Consider the following 16,876-nt stretch of genomic DNA (forward strand, 5'->3'; position numbering starts at 1 on the left):
AGCACGTTGATCAGGTTCTTGTTGAAGTCCTGACGGATCTGCACGATCGACAGGTTCGAACCCAGAGCCGAAGCTTCCGTGCGCAGGGTGCTCGACGCAGCGTTGAGGCTGGTGAGAACCTTGTTGGTCGCAGCGTTGTCGATGAAGTCGGTGCCTTCGGTCAGGCTCGCCAAGCCGAGGCCAGCCGAGTCGAACGTCACGCCCGTGATGTTCAGGGTCGACTTGCCGGTCTCGTTGAACACCAGCTTCAGGGTGTCGCCGCCCAGCAGGTTGACGCCGTTGAACGAAGCGTCCTGAGCAGTCGTGTTGATCTGCGACAGGATGTCGTTGAACTGCTTCACCAGGTTGGCGCGGGTGCTCTGGGCGCCGGTATCGACGGTCGGAGCAGTCGCCGTCGAGAAGCTCAGAGCCGTGGTCAGCGAACCGCCGATCACGCCACCCGAGGTCACGCTGCCGAGCGTCGACGAAGCGTAGTCGTTGCTTGCCGAGATCGTGAGCTTGCCGGTCGAGTCGAGCGTCGCGTTCAGGTTGTTGGCCTTCAGCGAAGCATTGAGCTGGTCGAGCGTCTTGACCGTGCCGTTGGTGCCGTCGCCGAAGGTGACGTTGACCGCCGCACCGCCGTTGAAGGAGGTGAAGGTCAGGGTCTTGCCGTTGACGCCGCCGGCAGCCGAGTCACGCGCCGCCGAGAAGGCGGTGGCGTTGCCGGTGGTGCCGTTGAGGCCGAACGCGGCCAGCGCGTTGCCCGTACCCGTGATCGACAGGTCGGAGTTGACGCCGGTGCTGAGCTTGAGCGTGCCGCTGGCGCTGAGCGAGGAGTTCGCCGCACCGGTTGCAGTCGTCAAGGTTGCGCCCGTGGCAGCCAGGGTCGCCGTCTGCACGCCGCTGGCGATATCCACGGCCTTCAGCAGGTCGGCAACGGTCGCCGACTGCAGGTAGACGGTGGAGTTGCCGACGCCGTCGGTCTCGACATTGCCCGTGACACCGGTGTGGCTCGCCGAAGCGGCCGGCGCCGGAGCGTTCTTGAAGGTGATGACCTTGCCGTTGACGTTCAGGGTCGAGCCGTCCTGAACCAGCGAGCCGAGCGAGCCGCTGCTGGTCGTGCGCGCAGCGCTCACGACAGCGGTGCCGGCACCGGTCGCCGTGGTCAGACCGAGAGCCTTCAGCGAGTCGGCCTTGCCCGAGAGGGTCAGGTCGGAGCCCGTCGAAGACTTCAGCGTGGTGACGCCCGCCGCGATGCTGGACAGGGTCTGGCCGGCGTTCGCCGTCACGGTGCCACCGTTGTTGTAGGCGACGCCGCTGGCCAGATCGATCGCACCGAGGACGTCATTGATCGTGACGCTGGTCGAGGTCGTGCTGGTGCCGAGATAGACGATCGAGTTGCCGGATCCGTCGGTGACGACGTTGCTGCCGACCAGCGACGAGCCGGTGGGAGCAGTGGTCGGAGCCGTCTGGGCCTTGAACGTGACGGTCTTGCCGTTCACGTTCAGCGTGTCGCCGTCGGCGAATGCCGCCGCAGTGCTCGACAGCTGAAGGCCGCCGGTCGCCGCGAACAGCTTGGTCGAACCGCTGATGCTACCGGCCACAACCGAAGTGGTGGTGCGCGTCGCATCGTTGGTGACCGCAGCCAGGCCGAGCTTGGCAAGGGTGCCGGTCGCGGTGTCGGTCAGGGCAATGTTCGCATTCAGACCCGTGTTGAGCTGGATCAGATGACCAGCAGTGACGGTGGATGCGTTGGTCGTGTTGCCCGTGATGGCGTCGACGGCCGTCAGGACGTCGGCCAGCGTCTGGTCGATACCGATCGTGTAGTTACCGCTGGCGTCCGCAGCAGCGGCGCCGGAGGCAGTGAAGGTGATCGTCTTGCCGTTCACGGCGAACGCATCGCCGGCGGTCAAGGCGCCGCCCGCAGCGGTGCTCAGCACCGACGAACCGGCGGCGGCCGCGTTGATCAGCGTACCGGCAGCGGCAGCCGCGTTGACATAGGTGTTACCGGTGATCGCGGTGCTGGTCTTCGTACCGGCGGTGCCACCGAGCGTGTCGGCCAGCGAGGCTGCAGTCGTGCCGCCCGTGGTGCCGTCATAGATCACGTTGCTGGTGCCGGTCGCGCTGGTGAAGCTCGTCGTGCCGCGCAGATCGGACGCGGTCGCGCCGGTGATCGACGCCGAGACGTTCGACTTGGCCGAATAGCCGGTCGTGGTCTGGAGCGCCTGGTTGGCGACGGACTTGGCGGAATCGACCAGCTTCTGGAGCGAGGTGATGCCGGTGTTGGCGGACTGCAGAACCTGCACGCCGTTACCGATGCCGTCCAGGAGGTTGTTGATGTCGCCGGCGCGGTTGTCGAGACCCTGCGCGGTGAAGAAGTTGGTGGGATTGTCGAGAGCCGAGTTCACCTTCTTGCCGGTCGACAGACGGGACTGGGTGGTGGCGAGCAGGTCGGCGGTGGACTGGAGGGAGAGCAGGTTCTGACGAACCGATGAGGAGAGAACGATACCGGACATGATGTTACCTTTCTGGTAGCTACGCGTCTTGCCTGGACCTTCTTGTCCAAGCGACCGCGGAACCGTGAGGCCAAGCCTCTAAGAAAGGGTGAAATGAAACAGGCAGTTTCCGAGCAACGCCCCCGCCGGACCGGTTCCGGCCGCCGAGAAGGCTTCGGCGGCGTACTTTACGTCGTTCAAATTACTCGCGTTTTCTCTTGCCCCTGAAAGCGTTCACTCCCCGTTAACCATATTCAGCAAGGATTGGCCGCCAAATCACTGCCGATACGTTATGTGCTCGGACACGTGACGCTCGTTACAAAAGGGTTGATGGAGAACAGGCATGGCTCTCAAGGTCGAGCTCAAACCGCACGAACGCATCATCGTCGGTAACTCCGTGATCACGAACACGGACCAGCGCGCGCGCCTCCTGATCGACGGCGAGAACGTTCCGATCCTGCGCGAGCGCGACATTCTCACGCCCGAGACCGCCGACTCGCCGGCCAAGCTGGTCTATCTGGCGGTCCAGCTCATGTACATCTCGCCGGATCCGCAGACCCAGCACGGCACCTATTTCAACCTGGTGCGCGACATCGTCACCGCGGTGCCGAGCGCCTGGCCGATCATCGAGGATATCAACAACAACATCCTGAACGGCGACCTCTACCGGGCGCTGAAGGATGCCCGCAAGCTGATCGCCTATGAGGAGAAGCTGCGGAGCCATCTCGATACGGCCCAGGACAAGAGCAGGAACGAGCCGGCCGACAACGTCAGCTCGGCGGCCTGATCCGCACCTGCGCGAACGCTCTGAATGACAACGGCCCCGGAGATCGTCTCCGGGGCCGTCGTCGTTTCGACCAGTGTTTCTCGGCTTGCGTTTTCTCTCACTGCGCCGCGAGTGGTGGCGCCTCGACCTCGATCACGCCGCCGCTCCGCCGTGCGCCGAACTCCAGCACGGCCGCAACCAGGGCATCGATGTCCATCTCCTCGGTGCGGTGGTTGACGATGGCGGCGCGGATCGCGAACCTGCCGTTCAGCGTCGTGCCCGACGGCGCCGCGATGCCTGATACCTGGACGTCGGCAACGATCTCGCGATTGGCCGCATCGTCGGTGCGGTAGCGGAAGCAGACGATGTTGAGGTTCACCGGCGCCAGCAATTCCAGTCGCGGCTCGGCCTGCACGCGCGCTTCCAGATATTTCGCCAGCGCGCAGCTTCGCGCGATCGCCGCGCCCAGCCGGTCGGTACCGAACGTCTTCAGCGTGAACCAGGTCTTCAGCGCCCGGAAGCCGCGCGACAGATCCGGACCGAGATCGCACGGCCAGACCGCGCCCGCCGCCAGCCCCCTCGCCTCGCGGCTCAGATATGCCGCCGGTTGCGCAAAGGCCTGCCGGTGTTGTTCGCCGTCGCGCACCAGCAGGAAGCCGGCATCGTAGGGCACCTGTCCCCATTTGTGGAAATCGAGCGCAATGGAATCCGCAAGCTCGATGCCGGCGAGCATCGGCGCGAGTTCGGGTGCCAGGATCGCGAGCGCACCGAAAGCGCCGTCGACGTGAAACCAGAGTCCTTCCTCGCGGCACAACGCGGCGATCGCCGTGAGATCGTCGATCGCACCGATATCGACGGTGCCGGCGGAGGCAACGACCAGGAACGGCTTGAAGCCGACCTCGCGGTCGACGGCGATCTGCGCGCGCAGCGCGGCAACGTCGATGCGATGATCGGCGTCGACATCGATCTTGCGCAGCGCATCGGTGCCGAGTCCGGCAATTTCCATCGCCCGCGAGACACAGCCATGCGCGGCCCGCGACGTATAGGCGGTGAGCAGCGCGCCGTCATTGCCGATGCCGTATTGCCGCGCCAGCGTGCCGAGCGCGGCAGTGCGCGCCACCAGCACCGCCATCAGATTGGCCATCGATGTGCCCGTAACGAAGATACCGCTCGCGCTGTCCGGGAACGCGAACAGCCGGCGCATCCAGTCGACGATCTGGCGCTCGACCTCGATCGGCATGTGGTCGCGTCCGCCGAGATTGGCATTGAGACCCGCTGCAAGCATCTCCGCGAGCATGCCGACCGCGGTGCCGCCGCCATGCACCCAGCCCATGAAGCCGGGATGGACGTTGCCGGTCGCATAGGGCGCGACATGCTCGGCGAATTCGCGATAGACATCGGCAAGATCGGTTGCAGCGCGCGGCACGTCGGACTTGATGGCCGCACGGACGTCATCCGGAATCGGCTGCCACACCGGACGCGCGCGAACATTGGCGATGCCGTCGATCGTCTCGTCCAGCATGCGATGGGCGAGCGCGCGAAATGCGCTCCAGTCCTGCGGATCGAGCGAGGTATCCGTGACCGCGCTTTGCGTATTGCGGATGATCTCGTTCATGCTGCGCTCCCCTCGCCCGTCTTCACGTGCCGCGACAGCATCGCGGCGAATGCGGCAAAGATCTTGCGCATCTGCGGCGGCTTGTATGGAAACACCGCGGGCGGATCCATGTTGTGCACGACAGCGGTGTTGTCGGCCTCGAACACCAGCAGCTCGCCGTTCTTGTTCTCGGCGCAATCGACGATGAAATAGTCGAGGCCGACGCGCTTGCTCATCTCGTCGAGCGCGCTGCGATGACGCGCGGCGAAGGCGCTGTCGAAGTCGAGCATGAAGGCGGCTTCTTCAGCCCGCTTCTCTTCGCTGAACGCCATATAGGCGTTGAGATACCAGATGTCCCAGCGATCGGCGATCGCCATGTGGCAGGCATAAGGCTTGCCGTCGACCATGGTGAGACGATATTTACGGTAGAGCCCGTCCGGACTCGCATAGTCGACGAAGCGCGCGACGAAGAAGTCCTGCTCCTGCCGCTCGGCGAGATAGGCTGCCAGCGCCGACGCATCGTCGATCTTGGCGAGCCCGACGCCGGCATGCGTACCGCGCGGCCGCACGATCATCGGAAAGTGCAGCTCGTCCGTGATGCTCTCGCAGGCGATCGTCCCGGCCGAAAGCCCCGACAATTGCGCGCGCGTGGCGTGGGCGGTCACGGGGATGTCGAGACCTGCGATGCCGGCCAGCAACCGATACAGCTTGTCGCGATCGAGGTTGCCGATCAGCTCGGGGCGATTGAGCAGCGGCCGCGGCCAGTGCGGCGCGGCACGTTCGATGACGGCGAGCGCCTCGTGGCATTCCTCGGAATCGGATGCGACCACGATGGCAACGTCGTGATCGGGCAATGTCGCCGGCAGGCCGACGCCCTTGATGACGTAGAGCGTCAGCAGCTCGATGTCGGAGCCTTCGAGCAGGAATTCGATCGGGGTGTTGCCGCCCATGTCGATATCGGCCGCAAGCGCGAGCACGCGCAGGCGGGGTTTCGGAACGGCACAGCGCGTACGAAACAATTGGTGGAAGGCGAGCACCTCGCTCTGGATCACGAGTCCCGCTTCCTTCTCGCCGAGCAGCTGGGCGATCAGCGACAGATCGAGGCCTTCGCCCGCCTCCGCCGTTCCCTCCGCGATCCGCGCCAGAAGATGCTCGCGCAACGGATGCAGATTGCCGCCCTCGAAGGCCCGGCGCGTCAGCTGCGCAAAGCCGATGCGGTCGGAAAAATTGGGCGTCGTCACGCTCATCGGCGTTGAAACTGAATGCTGCATCTCACACCTCGAACGCGGGCTTCGCCGGCACGGCCGCGGCCGCGCCGCGGTCAAGCAGCAGCTCGATCTTCACCAGGACATGAGCGATGCGATCGAGAACGTGCTGTACATTGCGTTGCGCCTGCGCCGGATCCGGCGACCAGGCCTCCGTCACGAGCCGGGCGCCGCTGCAGAGCCGCAACGCGGCTTGCGGCGCATCGTGCGGCCCTTCCAGCCGGACCGGCTGGCCGACGAGACAGCGTTGCGCGGCGACCTGCCGGTCCGCGGCACTGCCGCTGATCTCCTCGTTCATGTCGCGCGCCAGCGCCCGGTGAACGGCGCTGGTCTGGGCGATCGAGACCGGCTTGCCGTCGCGCAGCAGCGTGAACGGAAAGATCGTGGCTCGTGCGAATTCCTCGTCGTCCGCGCCGCTCGTCTCGGAGCCGCGCGGAACGGGGCAAAGCGACGGCGAGAGCGCGATCATGCCGTCGATGCCGGCTGCAAGCTCGGCCAGCACCCTGGCGCGAAATGCGCCGGGCACGGCATAGTAGCCGCCGATCTCGCTGAGCGCCGCCTCCCAGCGCAGCCATTGACCGAAATTCGGCCGGCGCTCGAAGCGCGAACGCAATGCGGTCCAGCCGATCGGCCAGTCGCAGCGGCCGGCATAGTCGAAGATGCCCGGCGCGATCGCGCCGATCCGGTCGATCGACCGCGACAGGCCTTTCGGCACCAGCAGCGCGCCGCTGAAGGCAGGGCCCCCGAAGAATTTGGAGCCGGTCATCAGCACCATGTAGCCGCGATCGAGATAGGAACGCAGCCGCCGGCGGCCGAGCCGCGCCTGGCAGGCATCGACGACCACCTGAACCTTGCGCGGCCAGCGCCGCGCGATCTCATCGAGGCAGGCAGCGCTCGGCGCGCGCCAGCCGAGCTTTGACGAATCCATGATCTGGAGGAGAACGCACCGACCTTGCGTCAGGCTGTCCTCGACTGCACGCATGACCGCTGCGTCGGCATCCGCGCGCATCGCCATGCCGGACGTGGCGTCGAGCAGTGGCACCAGGATGCTGTCACCGGCGAGCCCGGCCACCGCGCCGTCCTTGCGCACCGCAAGGCCGCCTGCCGTCATCGTGCCGAAATGATGCCCGCGCGCGGTATGGGTCGTCCCGCTTCCGGTCTGGTCCGCTCCGACCACGATGGTCACCGGCGGCGCGCCGAGCACCGCGCGCGCCAGGAACAGCGCGTGAAGCTGGGAATCGGTGCCGGACGGCGAGAACACGATATCGACGCGGGGCGAGAGCTGGAGATGGCCGCGCAGATCCTCGCGCATGTCCTCGCAGCGCGCATCGAAGGCGATTTCGACCTCGTCGAACAGGCATTTATGCATCAACTCCTCGCGCGCCAGCGCGGCGCGGTCATAGCCGGCCTGCGAGATCGTGGACGCGGTCGAGGAGGCGAAATTCCAGATTTCCGGCTCCGGCGATGCGGCGCAGCCATAGGCATTGACGCGATCCCTGGCGTCGAGCGCCAGCCGCAGATCTCCGCCGGAGACCAGCAACGTATCCAGCGGCGTGAAAAGATCGCGCAGGCGGTAGCGCGAGCCGCTGTCGGACGCGCGCTCCAGGACCGACGGATGGGATGCGCCGGCGCTCATCCCGGCAGGCTCAGGCCGCGTCGACCGCCGCCGCGGGCGCGGCAGCGAATTGCGAGGTGATGTCGCCGCGAAACACCGACGGCCCGACGTGATCGAGCGAGCTCTGGATGTCGGCCCAGATCTCGCCGCCGATATCGGTCCAGCGCTTGCAGAAGGCGAAATCCTCGGAGAGATACGTGCCGGTCGCCGCGTCGATCATGCATTCGAACAGCGCGAACCGGTTCTGGCTCGTCGCCAGCGTATCGAGCGAGTGCTCGCGGAAGAACTGCAAGGCCGCATAGTTCGGATGGCGACACATCGCCTCCAGCACGTGGCGGCGGATCATCAGGAAGCCGGTGCCGGCATAACGCACGCGGGTAAAGCCATTGACCACCACGATGTGGTCGGGATCCTCGATCTCCAGCACGTAATCGAGCGAGGCGGCCGGCACGTCGGCCCTGCCCGCCTCGATCGCCCGCTTCGCCTTGTCCCAGTTGACGCGCTTGATCGGATAGCAGCCGGCGACGACGTCGGCGCCGGATTCCATCAATCGGAAGACCTGCTCCGGATCGAACCCGATATCGGCGTCGATGAACAGCAGATGCGTTGCCTTGGGATCGTCCAGGAACATCGCGACCAGATTGGCCCGCGCGCGCGTGATCAGCGCATCGCCGTCGCGCAGGTGCACCTTGAGCTCGAGATCCGTCAGGCCGCGCACGGCGCGCTGGAGCGCGAAGATCGAGCTGGCATAGATGCTCGACACCTGCCCGCCGAAGCATGGCGTCGCCACGACCAGTTGCATCTTGTCCGACATCGTCAGCTCCACCCAATTCCTCACCAAGAGGTAAAGAGGCATGGTTAACGGCGTCTTAATGCACGCTTACAGGAATTTGACGAGCGACAGCTGCGAGAGGTTCGAGGTAACCTGGTAGGAGGCCTGGAGCGCGTTCTGAAGCGCCAGGATCTCGCTCGCCACCTGGTCCGGCGAGGCCGACTCCGCCTGGTCGATGATGGACTGGAGCTGGGCCTTGGCCTGGGTCTGGCGCGTGCCCGCGTCCTTCATCGTGTTCTGGGCCATCGCGAGGTCGGTCTGGATGTCCTCGAGGCGCTGCTCGCCCGGCTGCTTCGTCAGCGCCTGGGTCGTGCGCAGGCTCAACGCGGCCACCTGGTCGCCGGCATACTGTCCGGTCGGCGAGGTCGAGAACGTCCCGAACACCGCGATCGCCTGCAACTGCTTGCGGATCGCGTCCTCGTCGGCCTGTGCGCCATATTGCACCGTGACCGAATCGTCGACCCGCGCCATCGCGGTGGAGCGCGGCGAGCCGGGCCCGTCATTGCCGGTGTACCATTTCACGGTATTGGCCGAGCCGTTGACGAGCGTCGTCGCCGAGCTTGCCGGCGAGGAGCCGACGCGCAACGGCGGCTGCGTCGCGGTCACCGGCGTCGAGCTGAAGCCGAGCGCACTCAGCGCGCCCGTATTCGAGGTCGTGATGTTGAGGCTCGCCGCATCGTCCGTGTTGATCGTGATCGAACCGCCATGCAAGGTCGAAGGCTTCGACGTTCCGGTGATCGCGTCGATCTTGCTCATCAGCGTCTGGATGCTGTCGCCGACATTGAGCTGGTTTCCGGTCGCGCCGGAGGCGACGAAGGTCAGCGTGGTGCCGTTGACGGTGATGGTGTCGCCGGCGACGAAGCCGGGCGAGATCGAATCCGACGGGCTCGCGCCGGACAGCGTGGTTGCGCCGGTGATCGGAGCCGGAATCGCCGCCTGATTGTTGACGGGCGTGCCGATCGCCGAGCTTGCGGTGTTGAAGAAATTGTCGCCCGCGACGACGGCGGATGCCGCCACCAGCGAGGTGTTGGCGAGCTTCGCGATCGCGGTGTTCAGCGCGGTGTTGAGATTCGTCGCGGTGTTGTTCGGGTTGACCGGGGTGCTCGCATCGATCGCGAAGCTGCCGAGCGGCGTCGGCGTGGCCGTGGAGGCGGTCAGGTCGATCTGCTCGGTGGAGCCGTCCGGCAGCGTGAACTGGACACTCAGCTTGTCGCCGTTGTTCGGGTTGACGCCGTTGAGATCGACCGAGAACGACACCGGCGAGCCGCTCGGACCGGTGATTGTCGCCCCGGTCAGCGTCGAGGACACCGCGGAAAGCTTCAGCCCGAACGGCGATCCCGCGACGTCCTCCGACACCTGCACGGAACTCGGGGTCGGCTGGGTCTGCACCAGCCGTCCCATGCCGTTGGCGCCGAGGTCGGCGGCCTGACGCTCCGCCATGACGGTCTTGAAGCCCGCCTGCGTGGTGGTGCCGTTGATGATGTCGCCGGCATTGGCGACCGACTGCGTGTTGTACGCCGTCCCGGAGAACAGATAGCGGTTGCCCGACTGCGTGTTGAGAACGCCGACCATCGAGCCGAACTGCGCGGCGGCCGTGTTCTGCGCGACGGTCTGGCCGTTGACGTTGAGATCCTGGGCGGTGCTGGCCGAGCCGGTCTGCACCGTGTTGCGGATCGTCGTGAGCGACTGGAGTGCGGTGTTGGCGAGGTTGATGTTGACGTTCACGTTCGTGATCGTGTCGGTATAGGCGGCGATGTTGGAGAGCTGCGCGCGCCCGGCGATCGCGAAGCCCTCGTTGGTGCCCATGCCGGAATAGTTCTGCGACAGCTTGCCGGTCGAGAGCTGCGTCGACAGGTCGGTGAGCTGCTGATTGATGTTGCGGATCTGCGAGCCGAGGACCGACGAGGAGTAGTTGATACTGCTGATCGACATCTTTCAGAGCTCCGTACTGGTTACACTTGAGCCTGGATCAACGTGTTCATCATGCTCTGCACCACCGACATGACGTGGGCGTTGGCGGCGTAGGCATTCTGAAGCTGGATCAGGTTCGACATCTCGGAATCCAGGTTGACGCTGGAGGTCGAGTTGAACTTGGCCTGGAGCGTCGAGACCACGACGCTCTGGCCCTGCTGAAGCTGGGTCGCCTGCGTCGCCGCATTGCTCTGGACGCTGAGGAACTGCTGGAGATAGTTCGAGATGCTGCCGGTGAACGGCTGGCTCGCCGAGCCGAGACCGGTCTGCGGCGAATAGGAGTACACCGCATTGGTGAGCTGCGAGTAGAGATAGTCCGAGCGCGTGGTGTCGCCCGTGGGCGTCACCGGCGAGGTGCTGTAGATCGACAGCTTGCTCGGATCGCTGACCAGCTGGGTATTCACGGCGATGCGTCCGGCAAGGCCCGTCATCTGCGAGCCCGATGCCGTGATCGCACCGGTGTAGAGCGCCTGCCCGCCATCGGTGAACAGCGGCAGCTGCGGGTTGCCCGAGGTCAGCGACGAGATCGTCTTGGTGCTCGAGGACGAATTGACCTTGGCAAGGCCGGTATTGTCGTCGGTGACCCGCAGCGTCGTCGCCGTCGCCGGCGACGGGGCGGCGGAGAAGGTCAAATGCGCGCCCGACAGCGCGGTGTTGAGCGCGGAGGCGATCGCCCCCATGCCGCCGGAGAAGTTCACGCCGATCTTCATCGGGTTGGCGCCGGTGGCGTTCTGGAGCGGCAGCGCGGCCGGATCGGTCACGTTGACCAGCGTGACCTGGCGCTGGGTGTTCGTGGTGGTGTCCGTATAGGTGATGTTGACGGTGTTGCCCGGCTGCGCGCCGGCGAGGTCGATGTCGAAGCCGGCCGGCGGGCCCGAGACCGTGCTGCCGGCCGTGGTCTTGTCCGACAGCGCGCTCGACATCGTGGCGGCGAGCTGGTCGATCTGGTCCTGCGCCTGCACCAGCGTCTGGTCGCGCAGCTTCAGATCGGCCGCGATCTGGCCGGAGGAGACCACGTTGTTGGCGACGACGTCGACCGACGAGCCGTTCGGAAGCGTGATGTTGAACGCGCCGACGCCGGACTTGGCCGGATCGATATTGTATTGCGAGGTCGCCGACAGCGCGCCGGCCGACGAGAACGAGAATTGCGAGGCAAGGCCCGCACCGACCAGCTGGATGCCGGTGGTGGTGTAGATGTTGGCCTGGTTCGAACCGTCGGTGGTGACGCGGACGTCGACATATTTCGACAGCGTGTTGATGGCCTGGTCGCGCTGGTCCATCAGCGTCGCGGCCGAGGGATCGTTGGCCGACAGGCCCTGGAGCTTGGTGTTGATGTCCGCGATCTGCTTCATCGCAGCATTGGCCGTCTGCGCCGAGTTGCCGAGATCCTGCTCGGCGTTCGACCGCAGCGACTGGATGCCCCTGGTGGTGACGTTGAGCTGCTGCGCCAGTGCCTGCGCCGCGCCGAGCGCAACCGTCTGCGCCGACGACGAGCCCGCGCTGGTCGACAGCGACTGCAGCGCGGAGGTGAAATCGTTCAGCGCGGTTTCGAGCGTGCCGTCGTTGCCGGGCGTGCCATAGACATTCTGAAGCTGCTTCAGGATGTTGGCCATCTGGTCGGCGTAACCGGCACCGCCGGTCTCGATGCGCAGCTGGTTCTGCACATAGGCGTCGAGCTCCCGGCTGACGCCGGTCGTCATCGCCGTGGAGCCGAAGTCGCCGGTGGTGACCTCGATCTGGTTCGGGGTCTGGACGACGTAACCCGGCGTCTGCGAATTCGCGACGTTCGAGGAGACGATCGAGAGCGCGGCCTGGTTGGCACGCAGGCCGCTCATCGCGCTGGCAAGGGCTGAACTCAAACCCATGTTGACTGGCCGCCTTTGGTTACGTTACGCGCCGATCAGCGCAACACGTTGAGGAGGTCCTGCACCATCGAATTCGCCGTCGTGATCACCTTGGTGTTGGCCGAATAGGCCTGCTGGGTCACGATCAGCTTGGTGAATTCGTCGGCGATGTCGGTGTTGGAGCCTTCCAGCGACGAGCCGCTGATGCTGCCCGACGCGCCGTCGATCGCGGCGCCCGACTGTTCGGTCGCGGCGTAGGCACCGCCGTCCATCGCCTTGAGATAGTTGGTGCCGTTGAAGTGCGACAGCGTCACCTGGGCGAGGTTGAGGTTCTGGCCGTTGGAGAAGGTGCCGACCACGAGGCCGCTGTTGTTGACGGAGACGGAGCGGAGCTGACCGGCGGCGTAGCCGTTCTGCGTGATGGTGTTGATGGTCACCGCGCCGCTGGTGCTCGCGTACTGCGTCAGTCCGCCCGAGGAGATGTTGAAGGCGACCGAGCCAAGCTGCTGACCGCTGACGGAAACGTTGTTGATGGTGATGCCCGAGCCGCTCGGCGAGGTCAGCGAGCCGTCGCTGGCGAAGGTGAAGGCCTGTCCGGTGTTGACCCAGGCCACGTCGGTGCCGGTCGCGTCTGGGTCGGTCTGGTAGAACAGGTTCCAGGTATCGGCATGGCCCGCGCCCAGCGAGGCGCTGTCGGTCTTGGCCCAGCGCAATTGCAGGTTCACCGGCGTGCCGGCGGCGTTGTAGGCGGTGACTGCGCCGCCGCTGATGGATTCCTTGGTGAAGGTCGAGACGTCGTTGCCGATCACGCCGCCGGTGCCGGCGGTGCCGCCGCCGTTGCGGTTCTTGGTGATGGTCGAGGTGAAACCGAGCGCGGCGAAGGCGGCGCTGTTGGAGCTGGACACCGACAGATTGGCAGCCGTGCCGGTGTTCAGCGTGATCACGCCGCCGCTGCTGACGGACGAGCCCGAGGCGCCCGCGAGCGCATCGATCTTGCCGAGCAGGGTCGTGATGTTGTCGGTGATGTTGATCTGGTTGGCGCCCGAGGCGCCCGAGGCCATGAAGGTCAGCGTCTGGCCGTCGACGGTGATGGTGTCACCGGCGGCGAAGCCCGACGAGATCACCTGGGCGCCGCCGGCCGTCGCCGAGCCGCTCAGCACCGTGGCACCGGAGATCGCGGGCGAGGACAGCACGTTGCCGCCGCGCGTCACGCTGGTGATGCCGAGGGCCGTCGATGCCGTGCCGCTGCTGATCGCAACGTCGGTGCCGGTGCCGCTCGATATCACGATGTTGCCGCTGGCACCCAGCGACGCTGTGACACCGGCGCCGCCGGCGGTCTGGATCGCGTTCAGGATGCTGGCCACCGTCGCCGTCGTGCCCGCGCCGAGACCGATCGTGGTGTTGCCACTGGCCGTCGTGACACCAGTGCTGGTGTCGAAGGTGATGGTTTTGCCGTTGATAGTGAGGGTCTGGCCGCTCAGCGCGGTGAGGATGCTGGAGGCGAGATGCGTGCCGACGGAGTTGTCGAGGGACGTGGTGGTCGAGGCCACGGCCGACGAGTTGTTCTGGAGTGCAACCGTGCCCGTGCCCGTCGTCGACGAATAGGCGGAGCGGATGTTGCCTGTGGCGGCCGCACCGGCCGCCGTCGCGTTGGTGTAGGGCGCGGGCGGCGTGCCCACCGGCAGCGGGTTGGCGGCGAAATCGGAGGGGTTGAGACCACCTTCCGCCAGCAGCGTGCCGCTCGCCGCCGTCGTGCTCGCCGAAGTGTTCGGCTGGGTCGGCAGGTTGGCCGCGTACTGGATCGAGGTCGTCGCCTGCGCCGGGATGAAATTGTTCTGGAACTGCAGCACCGTCGACACGCTGCCGGTCGGGTTGCCGGTCTTCGAGTCGACCGCGACGCCCATCAGATAGTAGCCGGCGCCGTTGACCAGATTGCCGTTGGCATTGAGCTGGAAGTCGCCGCGGCGAGTGTAGTAGGTGACGCCGCTGAACACCGGCACATTGTCGACGGTGCCGGTCGCCTTCTGGATCGAGAAGAAACCGTCGCCGGTGATCGCCATGTTGGTGGCGACGCTGGACGAGGAGATCGTGCCCTGCGTGGTGATGGTCGCCTTCGCGTTGGCGGTTACGCCGCCCGCGACCTGCTTGCTCGGCGTCGAGGAGTCGGGAATGAGATCGACGAAGCTGGTGCCGATGCCCTTGTAACCGGTGGTGGATGAGTTCGCGATGTTGCCGGAAATGTTCTGCAGCGCGTAGGACTGCGCCTGCAGGCCACCCACCGAGGTGTTCATTGCATCGAAGATACCCATAACTTTGTCTCCAGATCCGATCTCGGCGGCCGGTCGACCATGGCCGCAGTCGGAGGAGACATTCGCAAGGGCTATGCCAATGCGGGTATTCTCATGAAATCAATGACTTAAATAGACGAGCCCCGGCCGGATGACCGGGGCACAATTGCCGGGCCGGCAACAATTGCCGGGATATCCTGTCGTTCCGGGGCACACCGCAGCACCGAACCCGGAACCTCGAGATTCCGGATTCGATGCTCACGCATCGCTCCGGAATGACAGCAACCAAGCCTACGTCGCCGACGCCGCGGCGGGGTGGAACACCAGGCCGAAACCGTCGATGCAATAGCGCAATCCGGTCGGCTTCGGGCCGTCGTCGAAGACGTGGCCGAGATGGCCGCCGCAGCGCCGGCAATGCACCTCGGTGCGGAGCATGCCGTAGGTACGGTCCTCGGTCTTGCCGACATTGCCCTCGATCGGCTGGTAGAAGCTCGGCCAACCCGTGCCGCTCTCGAACTTGGTGTCGGACGCAAACAGCGGCAGGTCGCAGCCGGCGCAAGCGAAGGTGCCCTTGCGATGCTCCTTGAGCAGCGGGCTGGAGCCCGGCCGCTCGGTGCCGTGATTGCGCAGGATCTCATATTGCTGCGGCGTGAGCTGGGCACGCCATTCGGCCTCCGTCTTCTGGATCTCGAACTTTTCCGCGGCCTTCTCACCAGCCTCTGCGGGGGATGCTCTCAGCCAGCGGAAGGCCGAAAGGCCGAACAGGCCGGCGACAGTCGTGAGCAGGATGCGGCGGTCAATCATGTCAGTCTCCGTGCGCGGGAAGTCCACGCCCTGAGATACGGGCTCTAACGGCCGACGTTACACTTCCGGGCGGAATTTCTCTCAACTTATTGCGAGATGCCGCCGTCGCGCGCGGCCGGTTCCGGGGTCCGGTCCGGGGCCAGATCCGAAACCCGATCCGGAACCCTGACCGGTTCTTGGGCCGCAGGTTGCGGCGGCGGGGCTGGCCGTGGCCGGACGCCTGGCGGCGGACGGCGCGGACCGGTGCCGGCGGCCCGGTTGGCTTCGGCGAGGCGGGCCTCGCGTTCACGATCCTTGACCCGGGCCCGTTCGCGATACCGGGCGAGCGAGCCTGCCGCGGCGGAACTCGCCCTGCCCCAGACCCCCACCAATTGGCCCGCGACCCGGCCCGTGGTGCCGCCGGCCCAGACCAGCTCGAACGGCGAGAACAGCTTCCAGCGTTCGTCGCCCCACAAAATGCTGCGCGCGATCAACTGTCCGGCCATGGCCGAGGTGTTCATGCCCTGGCGGCCGAACCCGCTCGCCACCCACAGGCCTTTGCGCAGCTGGCCGATCTGCGGCATGCCGTGCACGGTCTGGCCGGTGACGCCGCCGAACATATCGGCGACCTCGACATTGCCGAGCTCGGGGAAGATGGTGCGGATGCGTCGCTTGACGCTGCCGGCAAAGCGCTGCGGCCGCGCGGCCCAGGTGGTCTCCGGGCTCTCCCACATCAGCCGGTCGCCGTCGACAATGCGGAAATGGTCGACGCCGTCGGAATCCATCACCGATCCCTTGAAGGCGATGATCTCGTGCAGGCGCTCGCCGAGCGGCGCGGTGACCCCGGCATAGCGCCAGACCGGCAGCAGTGTCTCCGACAAACGCTTCAACGGCGCGCCGAGATGGATGTTGCCGGCCAGCACGATATGGGTGGCGCGCAGCCGTGCCGAGGGCGTGACGATGCGCTTGCGGATGCCGGAATGATCGATGCTGACGACCGGCGTATCCTCGAAGATGCGGGCGCCCGCGCGCCGCGCCAGTGCCGCAAGGCCATGCACATATTTGCGGCCGTCGACCTGGAACGCCCGGGGATAGTAGACGCCGTGGAAATAATGATCGGTCTTCAGCGCCGCGCGGACGCGGTCGACCTGCCAGCCCTCGACCTCGGTGTCGAAATCCTCGTTCAGCATCTGCAGGCGGCTGATCAGCCGGTCGCCGGCGTCGACGTTGGAGACCTCCAGCACACCGTCGCTGGGGCCGATGCCCGGCATGTTCTCCTCGGTGGCGTTGGCCCGGACGAACTCGGCGCCCTCCTTCGACAGCGTCCACAATTCGCGCGCGTCCTCGAAGCCGATGCGCTCGATCAGCTCGGCGAGCGGCAGGGCAAAACCCGGCATCACGGTGCCAAGCTGGTTGCCGGAGGCGTTCCAGCCGATATGGCGGG

At 66.0% G+C, this 16,876-nt stretch carries 11 protein-coding genes; 1 reads left to right on the plus strand and 10 read right to left on the minus strand.

What is annotated here, in order from left to right:
* A partial coding sequence (locus PMI42_RS26140) for a DUF1522 domain-containing protein (protein ID WP_008139663.1) occupies positions 1 to 2,495 on the minus strand: 2,495 nt, incomplete at its 3' end.
* Positions 2,496 to 2,817: 322 nt separating this feature from the next.
* Here PMI42_RS26140 and flbT point away from each other — a divergent pair.
* Entirely contained in the window at positions 2,818 to 3,261 is a 444-nt protein-coding gene (gene flbT / locus PMI42_RS26145) for a flagellar biosynthesis repressor FlbT (protein ID WP_008139664.1), read from the plus strand.
* A 97-nt stretch (positions 3,262 to 3,358) separates the two neighbouring features.
* Here the strand turns inward: flbT and PMI42_RS26150 are convergent, their stop codons facing one another.
* The 9 genes from PMI42_RS26150 to PMI42_RS26190 all read right to left on the minus strand — a co-directional run.
* The gene (locus tag PMI42_RS26150; RefSeq protein ID WP_008139665.1) at positions 3,359 to 4,855 is read right to left on the minus strand and encodes a pyridoxal phosphate-dependent decarboxylase family protein; all 1,497 of its coding nucleotides are present in this window, start codon (positions 4,853 to 4,855) and stop codon (positions 3,359 to 3,361) included.
* Entirely contained in the window at positions 4,852 to 6,105 is a 1,254-nt protein-coding gene (locus tag PMI42_RS26155; protein WP_008139666.1) for an ATP-grasp domain-containing protein, read from the minus strand. The genes PMI42_RS26150 and PMI42_RS26155 overlap by 4 nt, the downstream gene beginning before the upstream one ends.
* 1 nt (position 6,106) lies before the next feature.
* Positions 6,107 to 7,735, minus strand: coding sequence for a hypothetical protein (locus PMI42_RS26160; protein WP_008139667.1), 1,629 nt, complete (start codon positions 7,733 to 7,735; stop codon positions 6,107 to 6,109).
* A gap of 10 nt (positions 7,736 to 7,745) precedes the next feature.
* Positions 7,746 to 8,528 (minus strand): hypothetical protein, encoded by a 783-nt coding sequence (locus PMI42_RS26165; protein WP_008139668.1) that lies wholly within the window; start codon positions 8,526 to 8,528, stop codon positions 7,746 to 7,748.
* 66 nt (positions 8,529 to 8,594) lie between these two features.
* Positions 8,595 to 10,478 carry a flagellar protein gene (locus tag PMI42_RS26170; RefSeq protein WP_008139669.1) on the minus strand — a complete coding sequence of 628 codons (1,884 nt, stop codon included), beginning with the start codon at positions 10,476 to 10,478 and terminating at the stop codon, positions 8,595 to 8,597.
* Positions 10,479 to 10,498: 20 nt separating this feature from the next.
* Positions 10,499 to 12,382, minus strand: a complete 1,884-nt coding sequence (gene flgK / locus PMI42_RS26175; protein ID WP_008139670.1) for a flagellar hook-associated protein FlgK — start codon at positions 12,380 to 12,382, stop codon at positions 10,499 to 10,501.
* Positions 12,383 to 12,417: 35 nt separating this feature from the next.
* On the minus strand, positions 12,418 to 14,670 hold the full coding sequence (locus PMI42_RS26180; RefSeq protein WP_008139671.1) for a flagellar hook-basal body complex protein: 2,253 nt from the start codon (positions 14,668 to 14,670) through the stop codon (positions 12,418 to 12,420).
* A 270-nt stretch (positions 14,671 to 14,940) separates the two neighbouring features.
* Positions 14,941 to 15,453 carry a peptide-methionine (R)-S-oxide reductase MsrB gene (gene msrB, locus PMI42_RS26185; RefSeq protein ID WP_008139672.1) on the minus strand — a complete coding sequence of 171 codons (513 nt, stop codon included), beginning with the start codon at positions 15,451 to 15,453 and terminating at the stop codon, positions 14,941 to 14,943.
* A gap of 86 nt (positions 15,454 to 15,539) precedes the next feature.
* A partial coding sequence (locus PMI42_RS26190) for an NAD(P)/FAD-dependent oxidoreductase (protein ID WP_008139673.1) occupies positions 15,540 to 16,876 on the minus strand: 1,337 nt, incomplete at its 5' end.

It is taken from the genome of Bradyrhizobium sp. YR681 (assembly GCF_000282615.1).
Lineage (GTDB): Bacteria > Pseudomonadota > Alphaproteobacteria > Rhizobiales > Xanthobacteraceae > Bradyrhizobium.